Here is a 13,757-nt window from a genome sequence, read left to right on the forward strand (position 1 = left end):
CGGTGCCTTACCGCTTTACCCCTTTTTTCCCGCCAGCTCGAAGCGCGGCGAGACGATGCCGTACAGCGTCCAGCCGAGGAAGGTGGCGATGGCGCCCCACATCATCGCTTCCTCACCGGAGCTGTAGAGCGCGTAGAAGCTGTACAGCGCGCCGATGCCGGCGATGATATTGGCGATGCGCGCCTTTTTGTCCGGCACCTTCGCCACTTTCTGAATAATCACCAGCGCCGCCATCGACAGGATGTACGGGATGATGTTGGTCACCACCGCCAGGTTCACCAGCACGTTGAACTGCTTGTTCAGCGACGGGCTGATAGTCATCAGAGACAAACCGCTCTGGATGACGACGATGGTCAGCATGCCTTTAACCGGCGCGTCGGCCTTGCTCAGTTTGGAGAAGATTTTCGGGAAGAAGCCGCTGTCGGCGGAGGATTTGAACACCTGAGCGATGGTGAACTGCCAGCCGAGCAGCGAGCCGACGCAGGACATCACCATCAACGCCATGATGATCTTGCCGACCGTCGGGTTGAACATGTGGGAGAAGGCCAGCCCGAACGGGGCGGTGGAGTTGGCCAGATCCATGTTCGGCACGATGCCGGCGATCACGTTGGTCGAAACGATATAGATCACCGCCGCGCTGAGTGTGCCGCCCAGTACGGCGATCGGCACGTTGCGCTCCGGATTTTCCACCACGTCGGTGTTGGCGCAAGCGGATTCCAGCCCCAGGAACGCCCACAGGGTCATTGAGATCGAGGCGCCGATGGCTTCGAAGGTCGGCACCTGATGCGGGTTCCAGGCGGCGACGTAGGCGCTGCCGCTGAACCAGTACCAGCCGATGACCGAGATGCCCACCACCGGAATGATCACGCCCCAGACGGTGATGCCGCTGATTTTGCCGGTGATGCGCGCACCGCCGAAGTTGGCGACGGTCGCAAGCCACAGCACGCCGATGGTGGCGATACAGATCCCGAGCGGGCTGAGCGTAGCGCCAAACAGCTCGGTGCCGTAGCCGACGGCGGAAATGGCGATGGCGATGTTGGCGATCAGCAGCGAAACGCCATAGGTGTAGTTCGCCATAAAGTTGCCTGATTTACCGAAGGCGTATTCGGCGTAGCCGCCCATGCCGCCGGATTTACGGCTGAACATGCCGCATTTGGCGAAGGCGTAGGCCAGCGCCATCGAGCCGACGGCGGTCACCAGCCAGGAAACGATCGAAATCGTGCCCACTTCGGCCAGCTTGGTCGGCAGCATAATTATGCCGGAACCCATCATATTCACGGCGGTCAGGATCGTTAATTGCACGACCCCCATTTTATTATTGGACTTACTCATGATCATTTTCTCTTTTAGGATGCGATCCGGGCGGCGAGAATAATCGCCGCCCCGTAAGGTGATTAATTTTTCATGACGTAGCCATAAGCGCGGTTCCAGCCGTCCTCATCCTGTTGGATATAAACGCCCTGCAATTCCGGTGCGAATCCCGGCAATAAATTGATCCCTTCTTCCAGTGCCAGGAAATAACGCTGCGCGGCGCCGCCCCAAATTTCGCCGGGCACCACGCACAGCACGCCTGGTGGGTAAGGCAGGGCGCCTTCGGCGGCGATGCGGCCCTCGGCCTTGACCAGCGACACCAATTCCACATTGCCGCGCACGAACTCGGTATTGGCGTCCTGCGGGTTCATCACCACGCGTGGGAAATAGCTTTTGCGGAACATCTCTTTTTGCAGTTCTTTAACGTCATAGCTGACGTAAAGGTCGTGCATTTCCTGGCACAGCTGGCGGATGGTGTAGTTTTTGTAGCGCTGCTGGTGGTTTTTATAGACCGCAGGCAGCACCTCGCTGAGCAATGAGTTTTGCTCAATGTGCTTCTCGAAGCGGGCGATCAGGGCCACCAGATGCTGCATCTTGGCGATGTCTTCCGCCGGCGTCAGCAGGAACAGGATCGAGTTGAGATCGCATTTTTCCGGCACGATGCCGTTTTCACGCAGGTAGTTGGCCAGAATGGTCGCCGGGATGCCGAACTCGCTGTAGCTGCCGGTCGCGGTATCGATGCCCGGCGTGGTGAGCAGCAGTTTGCACGGATCGACGAAGTACTGCGATTCGGCATAGCCTTCAAAGGCGTGCCACTTCTCGCCGGGCACGAAGTTGAAGAAGCGCAGATCGTTGGCCATCGCCGCGGTGTCATAGGCCTGCCACGGCTTGCCGTCGATCTGATCCGGCACGAACGGTTTGATCATCGTGCAGGTATCCAGCAGCATTTTGCGCGCTTCGATACCCACGCGCACGCACTCCTGCCACAGGCGCTGGCCGCTCTTGCCCTCGTGCATCTTGGCGTTGACGTCCAGCGCGGCGAACAGCGGGTAGAACGGGCTGGTGGAGGCGTGCAGCATAAAGGCGTTGTTGAAGCGCTTGTGGTTGCAGTAGCGGCTCTGCCCCTTGATATGCTTGTCTTTTTTGTGGATCTGCGAGGTCTGCGAGAAACCGGCCTGCTGTTTGTGCACCGACTGGGTGACGATGATGCCGGGATCGTTTTCGTTCAGTTCCAGCAGCAGCGGCGAGCAGTCTTTCATCATCGGAATGAACTGCTCATAGCCCACCCAGGCGGAGTCGAACAGGATGTAGTCGCACAGGTGGCCAATTTTGTCGACCACCTGGCGGGCGTTGTAGATGGTGCCGTCGTAAGTGCCGAGCTGGATGATCGCCAGGCGGAACGGGCGAGCCTCGTTGGCGCGTTCCGGCGCCACTTCGCGGATCTGCTGGCGCAGGTAGCGTTCGTCGAAGCAGTGCGCGTCGATGCCGCCGATAAAGCCGAACGGGTTACGGGCGGTTTCCAGGTAAACCGGCGTAGCGCCGGCCTGGATCAACGCGCCGTGGTGGTTGGATTTATGGTTGTTGCGGTCGAACAGCACCAGGTCGCCGCGCGTCAGCAGGGCGTTGGTCGCCACCTTGTTCGAGGCCGAGGTGCCGTTGAGCACGAAGTAGGTCTTGTCGGCGTTGAACACCTTGGCGGCGTGCTGCTGCGCGGCGCAAGGCGCGCCTTCGTGGATCAACAGGTCGCCCAGTTTGACGTCGGCGTTGCACATGTCGGAGCGGAAAATCGTTTCGCCGTAGAAGTCGAAGAACTGGCGGCCCGCCGGGTGTTTGCGGAAGAACTCGCCGCCCTGGTGGCCGGGGCAGGCGAAGGTGGCGTTGCCCATTTCCACATACTGCGTCAGCGTGTTGAAGAACGGCGGCAGCAGCTCGCTCTCATATTTGGCGGCGGCGGCTTCCAGCTGTTTGCCGTAGAACTGGGTATTCTTGCCGCACAGCTCAAACACGCCATGCAGCGCCGGCAAGACGGCGTTATCCAGCTCTTCTTCGCAGCAGACGGCGACGAACAGCGGAATGTTCAGGCCGTGTTCTTCGATGCGCGCCACCATGCCTTGCGCGACGTCGTCTACCGACAGCACGATGGCGGCGACGTCATTGAAATCGCTGTGATGCACATCGACGATGTCGCGTTCAGTTTCAAAGCAGCCGAGGGTTTGGGTGTTGGCGGCAATTTTTAGTTTTTTCATTTTTCTCATTCTTCAGGCAAAGGCATTCCGCCGGCAAATAATTTCATTTGCCGCTAACGCCTTCACGAAAATAAAGGTGTGCGAGAACCCAGTGATGCCGAAAGGCATTAACTGTGTTCGCTGTTTTATTTATATTGGATGCGCTTGGCCGAAATTAAAAATGTATTGCGCGCCCTTCCCGCTTAGCGAGAAAAAGACATTATCACCGGAGTGCGGAGAATAAAGTGAAACGCAAAGACACTCTTAACAACGGTGTAAGAGCGAGGGGGAGGGTTATCTGTAGTTGAAGAATGCGAAGCTAAAGCAGCTGCGATGAGCCATCATCATAATATGGGTTGTACGCCTGATGTGCGCCATTTTTCGGTTATTGTTTTCCATTTTCTAATCCACCTTGCTGAGTGAAAAGATGGCGCTATTTTAGCGCAGGATTGGCTTAAAATCGTGACTATCGTCACATAAATGCCGGTTTGGATAAATAACTATTCACCGGTTATGCAATGTGTTGCATAAGTATCATCCAGACGCAGAGGTTGGCATGTAAATGAATTGCTAATGTTCTCGGGCCTTGAGCGCTTAATTTTGATGCCGCTCGAGAAGGAATAAAAAAAGCGGTCAAATAACCGGCTGCATAACGATCAAATAAATCCGCATTGTGTTATTTATGTTATCAACCTGCCTTATGTTATTGTGGGTAAAAATTCAAATATAATGCTTTTATATTCATGCGAGATTTTTGATGATTATCGTTATTTGTGACTCGCCTCAACAACGCAGGGTAAGATGAAGTGAGTGAACAGGGAGGCGAGTAACCTTGAATACCCCAGAACAACGGCAGCAGATTGCGGATTTTATCGGTAAACAACACGTCTTGACGCTGTGCGCCGGCGACGACCTCGACATGTGGTGCGCCAACTGTTTTTACGTGTTCGACGCCGCGACGATGGCGCTGTGGCTGATGACCGAACCGCACACCCGCCACGGCGGGCTGATGCTGAACAACGGCCGGGTGGTCGGCACCATCGCGCCGAAGCCGAAAAGCATCGCGCTGATCCGCGGCGTGCAATACCGCGCCGAGGCGGTGCTGCTGAGCGGCGAAGAGGCCGAGGCGGCGCGCGCGCGTTACTGCAAGCGCTTCCCGATCGCCAGGGCGATGAAGGCCTCGGTTTGGCGGCTGGATCTGCACGAGGTGAAGATGACCGACAACACCCTCGGCTTCGGCAAGAAGCTGCACTGGGCGCGGTCTATACTTTAAGTCGACGTATTGATTACAACGGGAGATCGCATGGCGCGAGCACTGTTAGTCGGCGCAACCGGGCTGGTGGGGCGCGAGTTGTTGCAGCGGTTGCAAAGCGATCCGCAGATAACGGCCATCGTGGCGCCGACGCGCACGCCGCTGCCGCCGCACGGCAAGCTGACCAATCCGGTCGGCGATGCGCTGTTCGAGCTACTGAGCGGCCTGCAGCAGCCGGTCGATCTGGTGTTCTGCTGCCTGGGCACCACCCGCCGGGCGGCGGGCAGCGCCGATGCCTTCCGCTACGTCGATTACCAACTGGTGGTGGAGAGCGCGCTGACCGGCCGCCGCTTGGGGGCGCAGCACTGTCTGGTGGTGAGCGCGTTGGGTGCCAATGCGCATTCCACCTTCCTGTATAACCGCACCAAAGGCGAGATGGAGCAGGCGCTGCGCGAACAATACTGGCCGCGCCTGACGCTGGTGCGGCCTTCCATGCTGGTGGGGGATCGCCCTGCGCCGCGCCTGATGGAGCGCCTCACGCTGCCGCTGTTCAGGCTGCTGCCCGGCAAATGGCGGGCGGTCGCCGCCAAAGACGTGGCGCAGACGCTGTTGCAGCAGGCGTTCACGCCGGGCGAAGGGGTCAGGGTGCTGGAGTCGGACCGGCTGCACTGCTACCGAGGCTGACGCTGAGGTGATCGAACGCCAGCTCCAGCCCGGCGGGTAGTTCGTGGTCCAGCAGCCACAGATCGAGATGATGGCTGATGTGCGTCAGCAGCGTGCGTTTGGGCTGCAGCAACCGCTGCGTCTCCTGCGCGCGGGTCAGATCGTTGTGGTTGCGCGGCGCCTGCGGCTGAGGCGGCAGGCTGCAGTCGAGCACCAGCAGATCCAGCGCCACATTCTGCAGATAGTCGGCGGTGGCCGGCGGCAGGCCGACGGTGTCGGTCAGGTAGGCCAGCGCAGCGCCCGCCGCCTGGATCAGATAGCCGTGGGTCAGTTTGGAGTGTTGCAGCGGCAGCGGGGTGATGCGCATGCCGCCCAGTTCGACGGTGGCGAAGGGTGCCAGCGGCGGCTGAAACGCCAAAATGCCGGGGTGTTTGAACAGGTCGTCGCAGCCCTGTTCATCCGGCGGGCCATATACTGGAATGGAATTTCCGCACCCCCAACGCAAAGGAAATAACCCCTGAACGTGATCCATGTGGTAATGTGTCAGTAAAAAACGTTGAATTTGCCCCGCCGAAAATCGCCGCTCCAAAGCCGGTAATCCCGCATCCAATAAGGTCGTTTCCCCCTGATAGTTGAGCATGGCGCTGCACGCTCGCCGCCGAAATGCCGGCTCGCGCCGCGCCCGTTGGCAGATAGGGCAGTCGCAGCCGAACACCGGCACCTGCTGCGCGCCGCCGGTGCCGAGAAAGGTCAGTTGCATCGCTCCCCTCCGTTAAAGGTATTTCTGCGCAAAGCGGTTGATGTCGCGAAAATCCGCCAGCCGCGCCTGCAGCGTGGCGTGATCCCAGTGCCACCACTGGCTGCGTTCGATGCGTTCTATCAGCGCGTCGTCAAAGCGCATGCCGATCTTTTTGGCCGCCACGCCGGCGACGATGCTGTAGGGCTCCACGTCTTTGGTGACCACCGCCGCGCTGCCGATCACCGCGCCGTTGCCGACGCTGACGCCCGGCATCAGGATGGCGTTATGGCCGATCCACACGTCGTGGCCGACGGTGACGTGGTGCTCGCGCCGCCAGTCGAAGAACGCCGCGTCATCTTCCCCCAGCCCGTATTCGGAAGCGCGGTAGGTGAAGTGGTGCTGCGCGATGCGCTGGTAGGTCGGGTGGTTGCCGGGATTGATGCGCGCATAGGAGGCGATGGAGACGAACTTGCCGATGGTGGCGTAAAAGATCTGGTTGTGCCCGGCGGTGTAGGAGTAGTCCCCCATCTCCACCTCTTCCAGAATCGCATCGTCGGCCAGGTGCACATACTGGCCGAGCCGGGTGCGGTTAAGGGTCACGTTGTCGCCGATTTTCGGCTGGGCGAAGTCGTTCATGGCGTCGCGTCCTGAGTTTGTCGGGTAGAGGTCGGCAGCAGCGCCAGCAGCGCCGCCAGGGTGTCGTCGAGTGGGCCGTCGTTGTGCAGCACCCGGCAGCCGGCGGGCAGGCTCTGCTGATATTCCGCCGCCCGCGCCAGCCGCTGCTCGATCTGTTCGGCGCTTTCCCGCCCGCGATCCTGCAGGCGCTGGCGCAGGATCGCGGCGCTGACCTGCAGGCACACCGGCAGCAGCTGCGCCCCGTAGCGCTGCTGCGCCTGCGGCAGGTGGGCGCGCGAACCGTTGACCGCCACGTCGATCCCCTGCAGCAGCCAAAGATCCACTTCGATCCCGAACGCGTAGCGCTGCTGGTGGGCCTGCCAGTCGAGCGCGAACAGCCCCTTGGCGCGGCGGCGCAGAAATTCGGGTTCGCTCAGCGCGATGTGATTCTCGCAGCCGGCGTCCGCCGGCCGGGTGATGTAGCGGTGCGCCACCAGCGGCGCGCGGTCGGCGTCGGCCCGCAGCGCGGCCAGCAGGCTGTCCTTGCCTGCGCCGGAAGGCCCCATCAGATAGATGAGCCGCGCCATCAGAACACCTGCCTGCCCTGACGCCACACGTTCTGCACATAAACGTGCTCGCCGTGCGGCCGTGCCAGCACCAGATCCGCCCGTAATCCTTCGGCGAGGGTGCCACGATCCTGCAGATCCAGCGCCCGCGCCGGGTTGCGGGTGATCATACGCACCGCCTGGGGCAGATCGTAGGCGTTGCGCTCGTCCGCTGCGAGGCGAAACGCCGCGTCCAGCAGGCTGGCCGGGTAATAATCGGAAGAGAGAATATCCAGCACCCCCAGCGCCGCCAGGTGGTGCGCCGCCACGTTGCCGGAGTGGGAACCGCCGCGCACGATGTTTGGCGCGCCCATCAGCACCTGCAGGCCCTGCTGGTGCGAGGCGCGGGCGGCCGCCTCGGTGGTGGGGAACTCGGCGATGGCGCTGCCCAGCGCGCAGGATTCGGCCACGTGCGCGGCGGTGGCGTCGTCATGGCTGGCCAGCGAGATGCGGCGCGCGCGGCAGTGGGCGGCGATCGCCTCGCGGTTCGGCGCGGCCCAGCGGGCGGACAGGGCGACCTGCTGCTCCTCGTACTCGCTCATCTGCTGGTCGTTGAGGTGGTATTTGCCCTGATAATATTCGCGATACTTTTCGCGCGAGGCGAACTGGCGCTGGCCCGGCGAATGGTCCATCAGCGACACCAGCGACACGCCCGGCTTGTCCATCAGCTGTTCGAACAGCGGCAGGGTGCTCTCGTGCGGCAGCTCGCAGCGCAGGTGCAGCCGATGCTCGGCGCGGTTCACCCCGGCGCGCTGGCTGTGGATCACCGCGTCGATCATCTTCTGCAGGTTTTCCAGCCGGTGGCCGCCGTCGCGCACGTCGCCGATCGCCACCGCGTCCAGCACCGTGGTGATACCGTTGGCCACCATCAGCGCATCGTGGCTGCTCATCGCCGAATGGGCCGGCCAGTCGACGTTCGGGCGCGGGGTGAAGAACTTGTCCAGGTTGTCGGTATGCAGCTCGATCAGCCCCGGCAGCAGCCAGCCGCCGTCGCCGTCCAGCGCCTGCGGCAGCCGGCTCGGGCCGTCGGCGAAGCTGCGGATCACGCCGTCCTGCATCTCCAGCGAGCCTTGCACCACCTGGTCATCCAGCACCAGCTTAACGTTATTGACGATCATCAGAGGGCCTCCAGCGCCTGCGGCGCCTGCATGTCATAAAGCCGGTCGGCGACCTGTCGGCGGACGCCTTCATCGTGAAAAATGCCGACGATCGCCGCGCCGCGCGCCTTGGCGCGTTCGATAAGCTGCACCACCGCCGCGCTGTTGCGGCTGTCGAGCGAGGCGGTCGGTTCATCCAGCAACAGGATGGGGTAGTCGACGATAAAGCCGCGCGCGATGTTCACCCGCTGCTGCTCGCCGCCGGAGAAGGTGGACGGCGCCAGCGGCCACAGGCGCTGCGGCACGTTGAGCGCAGCGAGCAGCGCTTCGGCGCGTTCGCGGCACTCGGCGCGCTCGACGCCCTGTTCCAGCAGCGGCTGCATCACCACCTCCAGCGCGCTGATGCGTGGGATCACCCGCAGGAACTGGCTGACCCAGCCCAGCGTATGGCGGCGCACCGCCAGAATCTGGCGCGCGTCGGCGCTGACCATGTCCAGCCAGTCGCCCTGGTGGTTGATCCAGATATGGCCGCTGTCCGGCAGGTAGTTGGCGTACAGCGAACGCAGCAGGGTGGATTTGCCGCTGCCGGAGTGGCCGTGCAGCACCACGCATTCGCCGCCGTGGACCGTCAGGTTGGCGTCGTGCAGCACCGGCAGGCGGGTGCCGTACTGCTGATGCAGCACAAAGGTTTTACTGAGATGTTCAACTCGGATTTGCATAGTCATCTGTTATCGCCTTGGGTTACGACAGCACCGAAGAAACCAGCAGCTGGGTGTAGGGGTGGTGAGGATCGTCCAGCACCCGGTCGGTCAGGCCGCTCTCCACCACTTCGCCCTGTTTCATCACCAGCAGGCGGTGGGCCAGCAGCCGCGCCACGCCGAGATCGTGAGTGACGATCACCGCCGCCAGCTGCATCTCCACCACCAGGTTGCGCAGCAGATCGAGCAGGCGCGCCTGCACCGACACGTCCAGCCCGCCGGTCGGTTCATCCATAAACACCAGCCTGGGGTGGGTGACCAGATTGCGGGCGATCTGCAGCCGCTGCTGCATGCCGCCGGAGAAGGTGGTCGGCAGATCGTCGAGGCGCGACAGCGGGATTTCGACGTCTTCCAGCCACTGGCCGGCCTGGCGGCGAATGTCGCCATAGTGGCGTTGGCCGATGGCCATCAGCCGCTCGCCGATGTTGCCGCCGGCGGAGACCTGCGGCCGCAGCCCGTCGAGCGGGTGCTGGTGCACCACGCCCCAGTCGGTGCGCAGCAGGCGGCGGCGATCGCTCTCCGCCATGGCGTACAGGTCGTGCTCCTGCTCCGCCTGCGGGCGGTAAAGGATCTGCCCGCGCTGCGGCGCCAGCCGCGCCGAGATTGACTTCAGCAGCGTGGTTTTGCCGGAGCCGGATTCGCCGACGATGCCCAGCACTTCACCGGGGTAGATATCGAACGACACGTCGCTGAAGCCCTTGCCGGGGGCGTACAGGTGAGTGAGCCGGTTCACCGACAGCAGCGGGGTGGTGCTCAAAGGGGTGGAAGTCATCAGTGCTGCGCCTCTTGCGAAGATTGCGCCAGCTGCTGCCGGCAGTAGTCGGTGTCCGAACAGACGAACATGCGGTTGCCCCGATCGTCGAGCACCACCTCGTCGAGATAGCTGTGGCGCGAGCCGCACAGCGCGCAGGGTTCGTCCCACTGCTGCACGCTGAACGGATGGTCGTCGAAGTCCAGGCTCTCCACCTTGGTGAACGGCGGCAGGGCATAGATGCGTTTCTCGCGCCCGGCGCCGAACAGCTGCAGCGCCGGCATCATGTGCATTTTCGGGTTGTCGAATTTCGGGATCGGCGACGGATCCATCACGTAGCGATCGTTGACCTTCACCGGATAGGCGTAGGTGGTGGCGATATGGCCGTAGCGCGCGATGTCCTCATACAGCTTCACCTGCATCACGCCGTACTCCTCCAGCGCGTGCATCTTGCGGGTCTCGGTTTCGCGCGGTTCGATAAAGCGCAACGGCTCCGGGATCGGCACCTGATAGATCAGGATCTGGTCTTCGCGCAGCGCGGTTTCCGGAATGCGGTGGCGGGTTTGGATCAGCGTGGCCTCCGGCGTGCGTTCGGTGGTGGCCACCCCCGCGACGCGCTGGAAGAAGCGGCGGATCGACACCGCGTTGGTGGTGTCGTCGGCCCCTTGGTCTATCACCTTCAGCACGTCGGCGCGGCCGATGACGCTGGCGGTGAGCTGAATGCCGCCGGTGCCCCAGCCGTAGGGCATCGGCATCTCGCGGCCGCCGAACGGCACCTGATAGCCGGGGATCGCCACCGCCTTCAGGATGGCGCGGCGGATCATGCGCTTGGTCTGTTCGTCCAGATAACCGAGGTTATAGCCGGTCAATACTTCACTCATCGCGGGCCTCCTGACGCTCGCTGTATTCCTGCCGCAGCCGCTTGAGCAGCTCCAGTTCGGCCTGGAAGTCGACGTAGTGCGGCAGCTTGAGATGGGAGACGAAGCCGGCGGCCTCGACGTTGTCGGCGTGGGCCAGCACGAACTCTTCGTCCTGCGCCGGGCCGGCGACGCCTTCGCCGTAGTCGGGGCTCTGCAACGCGCGGTCCACCAGCGCCATCGCCATCGCCTTGCGTTCGGCGCGGCCGAACACCAGCCCGTAACCGCGGGTGAAGTGCGGCGGGTGGTCTTTTGGATCGACGAAGCCGTTGACCATTTCGCACTCGGTCAGCAGGATTTCGCCGATATCGATAGCGAAACCGAGCTCTTCCGGCACGATCTCCACCGAAACGTGGCCGGTGCGGATCTCGCCGGCGAACGGGTGGTTGCGGCCGTAGCCGCGCTGGGTGGCGTAGCCGAGCGCCAGCAGAAAACCTTCGTCGCCGCGCACCAGCTGCTGCAGGCGCGCCGAGCGCGAGCAGGGGTAAACCGGCGGGGTGCGGGTGATGTCGTCCGGCGCGCTGCCGTCGTCCTGCTCTTCGCGCGCCAACTGCTGGCGACACAACAGATCGAACACGTGGCTGCAGTTGTCCGGCAGCGGTTCGTCGGCCTGCGGCGCACGCGGCGCCTCGCCTTCCGCCAGCAGCGCGAAATCCAGCAGCCGGTGGGTGTAGTCGTAGGTCGGCCCCAGCACCTGCCCGCCGGGCAAGTCCTTGTAAACCGCCGAGATGCGCCGCTCCAGCCGCATGTTTTCGCTGGCCAGCGGTTCGCTGACCGCCAGGCGCGGCAGGGTGGTGCGATAGGCGCGCAGCAGGAAAATCGCCTCCACCAGATCGCCGCTGGCCTGTTTGATGGCCAGCGCCGCCAGCTCGCGATCGTAGATGCCGCCTTCGGTCATCACCCGATCCACCGCCAGCCCCAGCTGCTGTTCGATTTGTTCCGCGCCGATCGCCGGCAGCGCCTCGTCGCCGCGCCGCAGCTGTTCCTGCAGCTGATGGGCGGCCTCAATGGCTTTTTCGCCCCCTTTTACCGCTACGTACATCAGCACACCTCCACGCGGGTGGTCCGCGGGATCGCCAGCAGGCGATCGCCGCAGGTCAGCAAAATATCCAGCCCCAGCGGGAAGCGCTGCGGACGGTTGACCAGGTAATCCAGCAGCGCCGGCGGCAGGCGCGGTGCAATCAGGCGTTGGCTCTCGATGCCGGGGCCGGTCAGGCGCAGCGCGGCGCCGTTCTCCAGTTCGGCGAGCTGCACGATGACCGTGGCGCCGAACTCCGGCGAGATTTCCGTGCCGTGCGGCAACGCCTGCAGATCGGCGGCCTGCACGTGTTCATCGAACAGGGCAAAACAGATCTCCTGCGCCGTGGCGGCCAGCGGCGCGCCGCTGTGAAAACGAATGTTTGTTAGCACTTGCTCACTTTTTAGCGCCGCGCACAGCTGCAGCGGCGTTTCCTGATCGGCCAGCGTCAGCAGCGCGGCGGTGCTGGCGGCGTTCAGCGGCGCCCAGGCCGGGCCGTTCGGCAGCGTCACCCGGTGGCCCGGTTCGCTCAAGGCTTTAATAATCAAACGGAAAGCGTGCTGCGATTGGTCTATCGGTTGTTCAAAACCGGTCAATAAACTCATGGCTTAATCCCCTCGCACCAGCGTAAAGAAGTCCACCCGGCTGGCGGCGATCGCCCGGGCGCGCAGCTGGCGCTGCTCGTGCTGCAGCGCGGCCAGCGGCGCGATCAGCTGTTGTTGCAGGCGTTCGCCGTGTTCCGGCTGTTGCAGCAGCGCATCGGCCAGCGCGCACAGCTCGGCGTGCGCCTTGTCGCGCCCGGCGATATAGCTGTAGCCGTAGCCGCCGTTGTCCAGCTGCACCACCGCGCGGGTGACCGTCATGTCCCCCAGCACGAAGCGGCGGCCGGTGGCGCCCATGCGCCCCTGCAGCTGGGCCAGGCCGATCTCCGGCGCGCGGATGCTGCGGTAACCCGGGCTGAGGTTCAGCGCCTGCCAGTGGCTGCGCAGCTGCTCGGGCCGGCTGTGCGCCAGCACCGACATCCAGCGTTGTCTCGACTCTAAGGCGTGCATTCAGTGCTCCATCGTCAGTTCAATCATGTCGGCGCGGGCCAGGCTGACGGAGTATTCCGCCACGTCTTCGCCGCCGCTGCGGACGTTAAGGGTGCGCACGCACAGCAGCGGCGCGTGGGTGGCGATCTCCAGCAGCCGGCTCTCTTTGGCCTGCGCGCGGCGCGCGCTGATGCGCGTCTGGCGGCGGGTCAGCGGCTGCTGCAGGTGCTGTTCGATAAACTGGTGCAGCGAACCGCTGTGGAACTGCTGCAGCGCCGGCCACCAGTCCAGATCGGGCAGATAGTGGTCGATCACGCTCATCGGCACGCCGTTGACCCGGCGCAGGGTGCGCAGGTGGATCACCATTTCGCCTTCTTCACGCGAGAGCGCGCTGGCGACATGCCCATTGCACGGGCGCAAGACAGCGAGTAAGCGCTCACTGGTGGGGTGGCTGCCCTGCTCGAACAGGTTCTGGCTGAAGCGGGTGTTGGCGTGCAGCGGGTAGTCATAAGGCCGCATCAGCACCAGAATGCCGACGCCGTGGCGGCGCTGCAGCCAGCCGCGCTCCACCAGCTGATCCACCGCGCGGCGCAGGGTGTGGCGATTGACCTGATAGCGCTCGGCCAACTGCTGTTCAGAAGGCAGGTAGTCGCCGCAGCGGTACTGCGTGCGCAGCTCCTGTTCCAGCTGCGCGGCGATCTGCTGATAGCGGGTGGGGTAAGTGGTCGGATGTCTAGATAACTCCATCATAATAAAAACCTCGTCATGCCGATGG

Annotated in this window: 16 protein-coding genes; 2 read left to right on the top strand and 14 right to left on the bottom strand. The window is 63.2% G+C overall.

Annotation, left to right across the window (positions count from 1 at the left end):
* Window positions 1-15 precede the first annotated feature (15 nt).
* The 3 genes from potE to speFL form a co-directional block, all read right to left on the bottom strand.
* The gene (potE, locus tag ACOWVD_RS09510) at window positions 16-1,332 is read right to left on the bottom strand and encodes a putrescine-ornithine antiporter (RefSeq protein WP_421105597.1); all 1,317 of its coding nucleotides are present in this window, start codon (window positions 1,330-1,332) and stop codon (window positions 16-18) included.
* Between the two features lie 62 nt (window positions 1,333-1,394).
* The gene (gene speF, locus ACOWVD_RS09515; RefSeq protein WP_306377066.1) at window positions 1,395-3,557 is read right to left on the bottom strand and encodes an ornithine decarboxylase SpeF; all 2,163 of its coding nucleotides are present in this window, start codon (window positions 3,555-3,557) and stop codon (window positions 1,395-1,397) included.
* A gap of 273 nt (window positions 3,558-3,830) precedes the next feature.
* Window positions 3,831-3,935, bottom strand: coding sequence for a leader peptide SpeFL (gene speFL, locus ACOWVD_RS09520; RefSeq protein ID WP_004933443.1), 105 nt, complete (start codon window positions 3,933-3,935; stop codon window positions 3,831-3,833).
* A gap of 433 nt (window positions 3,936-4,368) precedes the next feature.
* Between speFL and ACOWVD_RS09525 the strand changes: the two genes are divergently transcribed.
* Both ACOWVD_RS09525 and ACOWVD_RS09530 read left to right on the top strand, forming a co-directional pair.
* Window positions 4,369-4,809, top strand: a complete 441-nt coding sequence (locus tag ACOWVD_RS09525) for a YhbP family protein (RefSeq protein WP_306377067.1) — start codon at window positions 4,369-4,371, stop codon at window positions 4,807-4,809.
* Window positions 4,810-4,839: 30 nt separating this feature from the next.
* The gene (locus tag ACOWVD_RS09530; protein ID WP_197763690.1) at window positions 4,840-5,472 is read left to right on the top strand and encodes an NAD(P)H-binding protein; all 633 of its coding nucleotides are present in this window, start codon (window positions 4,840-4,842) and stop codon (window positions 5,470-5,472) included.
* Here the strand turns inward: ACOWVD_RS09530 and phnP are convergent.
* Genes phnP through phnF form a run of 11 tightly spaced genes read right to left on the bottom strand, consistent with a single transcriptional unit; the run spans window position 5,429 to window position 13,732 of the window.
* Window positions 5,429-6,211 carry a phosphonate metabolism protein PhnP gene (gene phnP, locus ACOWVD_RS09535; RefSeq protein ID WP_164095761.1) on the bottom strand — a complete coding sequence of 261 codons (783 nt, stop codon included), beginning with the start codon at window positions 6,209-6,211 and terminating at the stop codon, window positions 5,429-5,431. The genes ACOWVD_RS09530 and phnP overlap by 44 nt on opposite strands.
* 12 nt (window positions 6,212-6,223) lie before the next feature.
* Complete coding sequence (locus tag ACOWVD_RS09540; protein WP_015376431.1) at window positions 6,224-6,826, bottom strand: DapH/DapD/GlmU-related protein; 603 nt, start codon at window positions 6,824-6,826, stop codon at window positions 6,224-6,226.
* Complete coding sequence (gene phnN / locus ACOWVD_RS09545) at window positions 6,823-7,392, bottom strand: ribose 1,5-bisphosphokinase (RefSeq protein WP_021504235.1); 570 nt, start codon at window positions 7,390-7,392, stop codon at window positions 6,823-6,825. The genes ACOWVD_RS09540 and phnN overlap by 4 nt, the downstream gene beginning before the upstream one ends.
* Window positions 7,392-8,528: an alpha-D-ribose 1-methylphosphonate 5-triphosphate diphosphatase gene (phnM, locus tag ACOWVD_RS09550; RefSeq protein ID WP_015376433.1), complete on the bottom strand. Its 1,137-nt coding sequence runs from the start codon at window positions 8,526-8,528 to the stop codon at window positions 7,392-7,394. The genes phnN and phnM overlap by 1 nt, the downstream gene beginning before the upstream one ends.
* Window positions 8,528-9,232, bottom strand: a complete 705-nt coding sequence (phnL, locus tag ACOWVD_RS09555; RefSeq protein WP_019453319.1) for a phosphonate C-P lyase system protein PhnL — start codon at window positions 9,230-9,232, stop codon at window positions 8,528-8,530. The genes phnM and phnL overlap by 1 nt, the downstream gene beginning before the upstream one ends.
* A gap of 16 nt (window positions 9,233-9,248) precedes the next feature.
* On the bottom strand, window positions 9,249-10,037 hold the full coding sequence (gene phnK / locus ACOWVD_RS09560; RefSeq protein WP_021504232.1) for a phosphonate C-P lyase system protein PhnK: 789 nt from the start codon (window positions 10,035-10,037) through the stop codon (window positions 9,249-9,251).
* Complete coding sequence (locus ACOWVD_RS09565) at window positions 10,037-10,897, bottom strand: alpha-D-ribose 1-methylphosphonate 5-phosphate C-P-lyase PhnJ (RefSeq protein WP_016929301.1); 861 nt, start codon at window positions 10,895-10,897, stop codon at window positions 10,037-10,039. Before ACOWVD_RS09565 ends, phnK begins: the two co-directional genes overlap by 1 nt.
* Window positions 10,890-11,975 carry a carbon-phosphorus lyase complex subunit PhnI gene (locus ACOWVD_RS09570; protein ID WP_049243059.1) on the bottom strand — a complete coding sequence of 362 codons (1,086 nt, stop codon included), beginning with the start codon at window positions 11,973-11,975 and terminating at the stop codon, window positions 10,890-10,892. The genes ACOWVD_RS09565 and ACOWVD_RS09570 overlap by 8 nt, the downstream gene beginning before the upstream one ends.
* The gene (gene phnH, locus ACOWVD_RS09575; protein ID WP_197843031.1) at window positions 11,975-12,556 is read right to left on the bottom strand and encodes a phosphonate C-P lyase system protein PhnH; all 582 of its coding nucleotides are present in this window, start codon (window positions 12,554-12,556) and stop codon (window positions 11,975-11,977) included. Before phnH ends, ACOWVD_RS09570 begins: the two co-directional genes overlap by 1 nt.
* 3 nt (window positions 12,557-12,559) lie before the next feature.
* Entirely contained in the window at window positions 12,560-13,003 is a 444-nt protein-coding gene (phnG, locus tag ACOWVD_RS09580; RefSeq protein WP_016929298.1) for a phosphonate C-P lyase system protein PhnG, read from the bottom strand.
* Complete coding sequence (phnF, locus tag ACOWVD_RS09585) at window positions 13,004-13,732, bottom strand: phosphonate metabolism transcriptional regulator PhnF (protein ID WP_015376439.1); 729 nt, start codon at window positions 13,730-13,732, stop codon at window positions 13,004-13,006.
* Window positions 13,733-13,757: the final 25 nt, after the last annotated feature.

Origin of the sequence: Serratia sp. SA088 (genome assembly GCF_049065515.1) — a bacterium.
Taxonomy (GTDB): domain Bacteria; phylum Pseudomonadota; class Gammaproteobacteria; order Enterobacterales; family Enterobacteriaceae; genus Serratia; species Serratia nematodiphila.

What these genes read in the sequence shown, in the direction of transcription:
- potE (WP_421105597.1), bottom strand. Translation starts at nt 1,332, where the DNA reads ATGAGTAAGTCCAATAATAAAATGGGGGTCGTGCAATTAACGATCCTG.
- speF (WP_306377066.1), bottom strand. Translation starts at nt 3,557, where the DNA reads ATGAAAAAACTAAAAATTGCCGCCAACACCCAAACCCTCGGCTGCTTT.
- speFL (WP_004933443.1), bottom strand. Translation starts at nt 3,935, where the DNA reads ATGGAAAACAATAACCGAAAAATGGCGCACATCAGGCGTACAACCCAT.
- ACOWVD_RS09530 (WP_197763690.1), top strand. Translation starts at nt 4,840, where the DNA reads ATGGCGCGAGCACTGTTAGTCGGCGCAACCGGGCTGGTGGGGCGCGAG.
- phnP (WP_164095761.1), bottom strand. Translation starts at nt 6,211, where the DNA reads ATGCAACTGACCTTTCTCGGCACCGGCGGCGCGCAGCAGGTGCCGGTG.
- ACOWVD_RS09540 (WP_015376431.1), bottom strand. Translation starts at nt 6,826, where the DNA reads ATGAACGACTTCGCCCAGCCGAAAATCGGCGACAACGTGACCCTTAAC.
- phnN (WP_021504235.1), bottom strand. Translation starts at nt 7,392, where the DNA reads ATGGCGCGGCTCATCTATCTGATGGGGCCTTCCGGCGCAGGCAAGGAC.
- phnM (WP_015376433.1), bottom strand. Translation starts at nt 8,528, where the DNA reads ATGATCGTCAATAACGTTAAGCTGGTGCTGGATGACCAGGTGGTGCAA.
- phnL (WP_019453319.1), bottom strand. Translation starts at nt 9,232, where the DNA reads ATGACTATGCAAATCCGAGTTGAACATCTCAGTAAAACCTTTGTGCTG.
- phnK (WP_021504232.1), bottom strand. Translation starts at nt 10,037, where the DNA reads ATGACTTCCACCCCTTTGAGCACCACCCCGCTGCTGTCGGTGAACCGG.
- ACOWVD_RS09565 (WP_016929301.1), bottom strand. Translation starts at nt 10,897, where the DNA reads ATGAGTGAAGTATTGACCGGCTATAACCTCGGTTATCTGGACGAACAG.
- ACOWVD_RS09570 (WP_049243059.1), bottom strand. Translation starts at nt 11,975, where the DNA reads ATGTACGTAGCGGTAAAAGGGGGCGAAAAAGCCATTGAGGCCGCCCAT.
- phnH (WP_197843031.1), bottom strand. Translation starts at nt 12,556, where the DNA reads ATGAGTTTATTGACCGGTTTTGAACAACCGATAGACCAATCGCAGCAC.
- phnG (WP_016929298.1), bottom strand. Translation starts at nt 13,003, where the DNA reads ATGCACGCCTTAGAGTCGAGACAACGCTGGATGTCGGTGCTGGCGCAC.
- phnF (WP_015376439.1), bottom strand. Translation starts at nt 13,732, where the DNA reads ATGATGGAGTTATCTAGACATCCGACCACTTACCCCACCCGCTATCAG.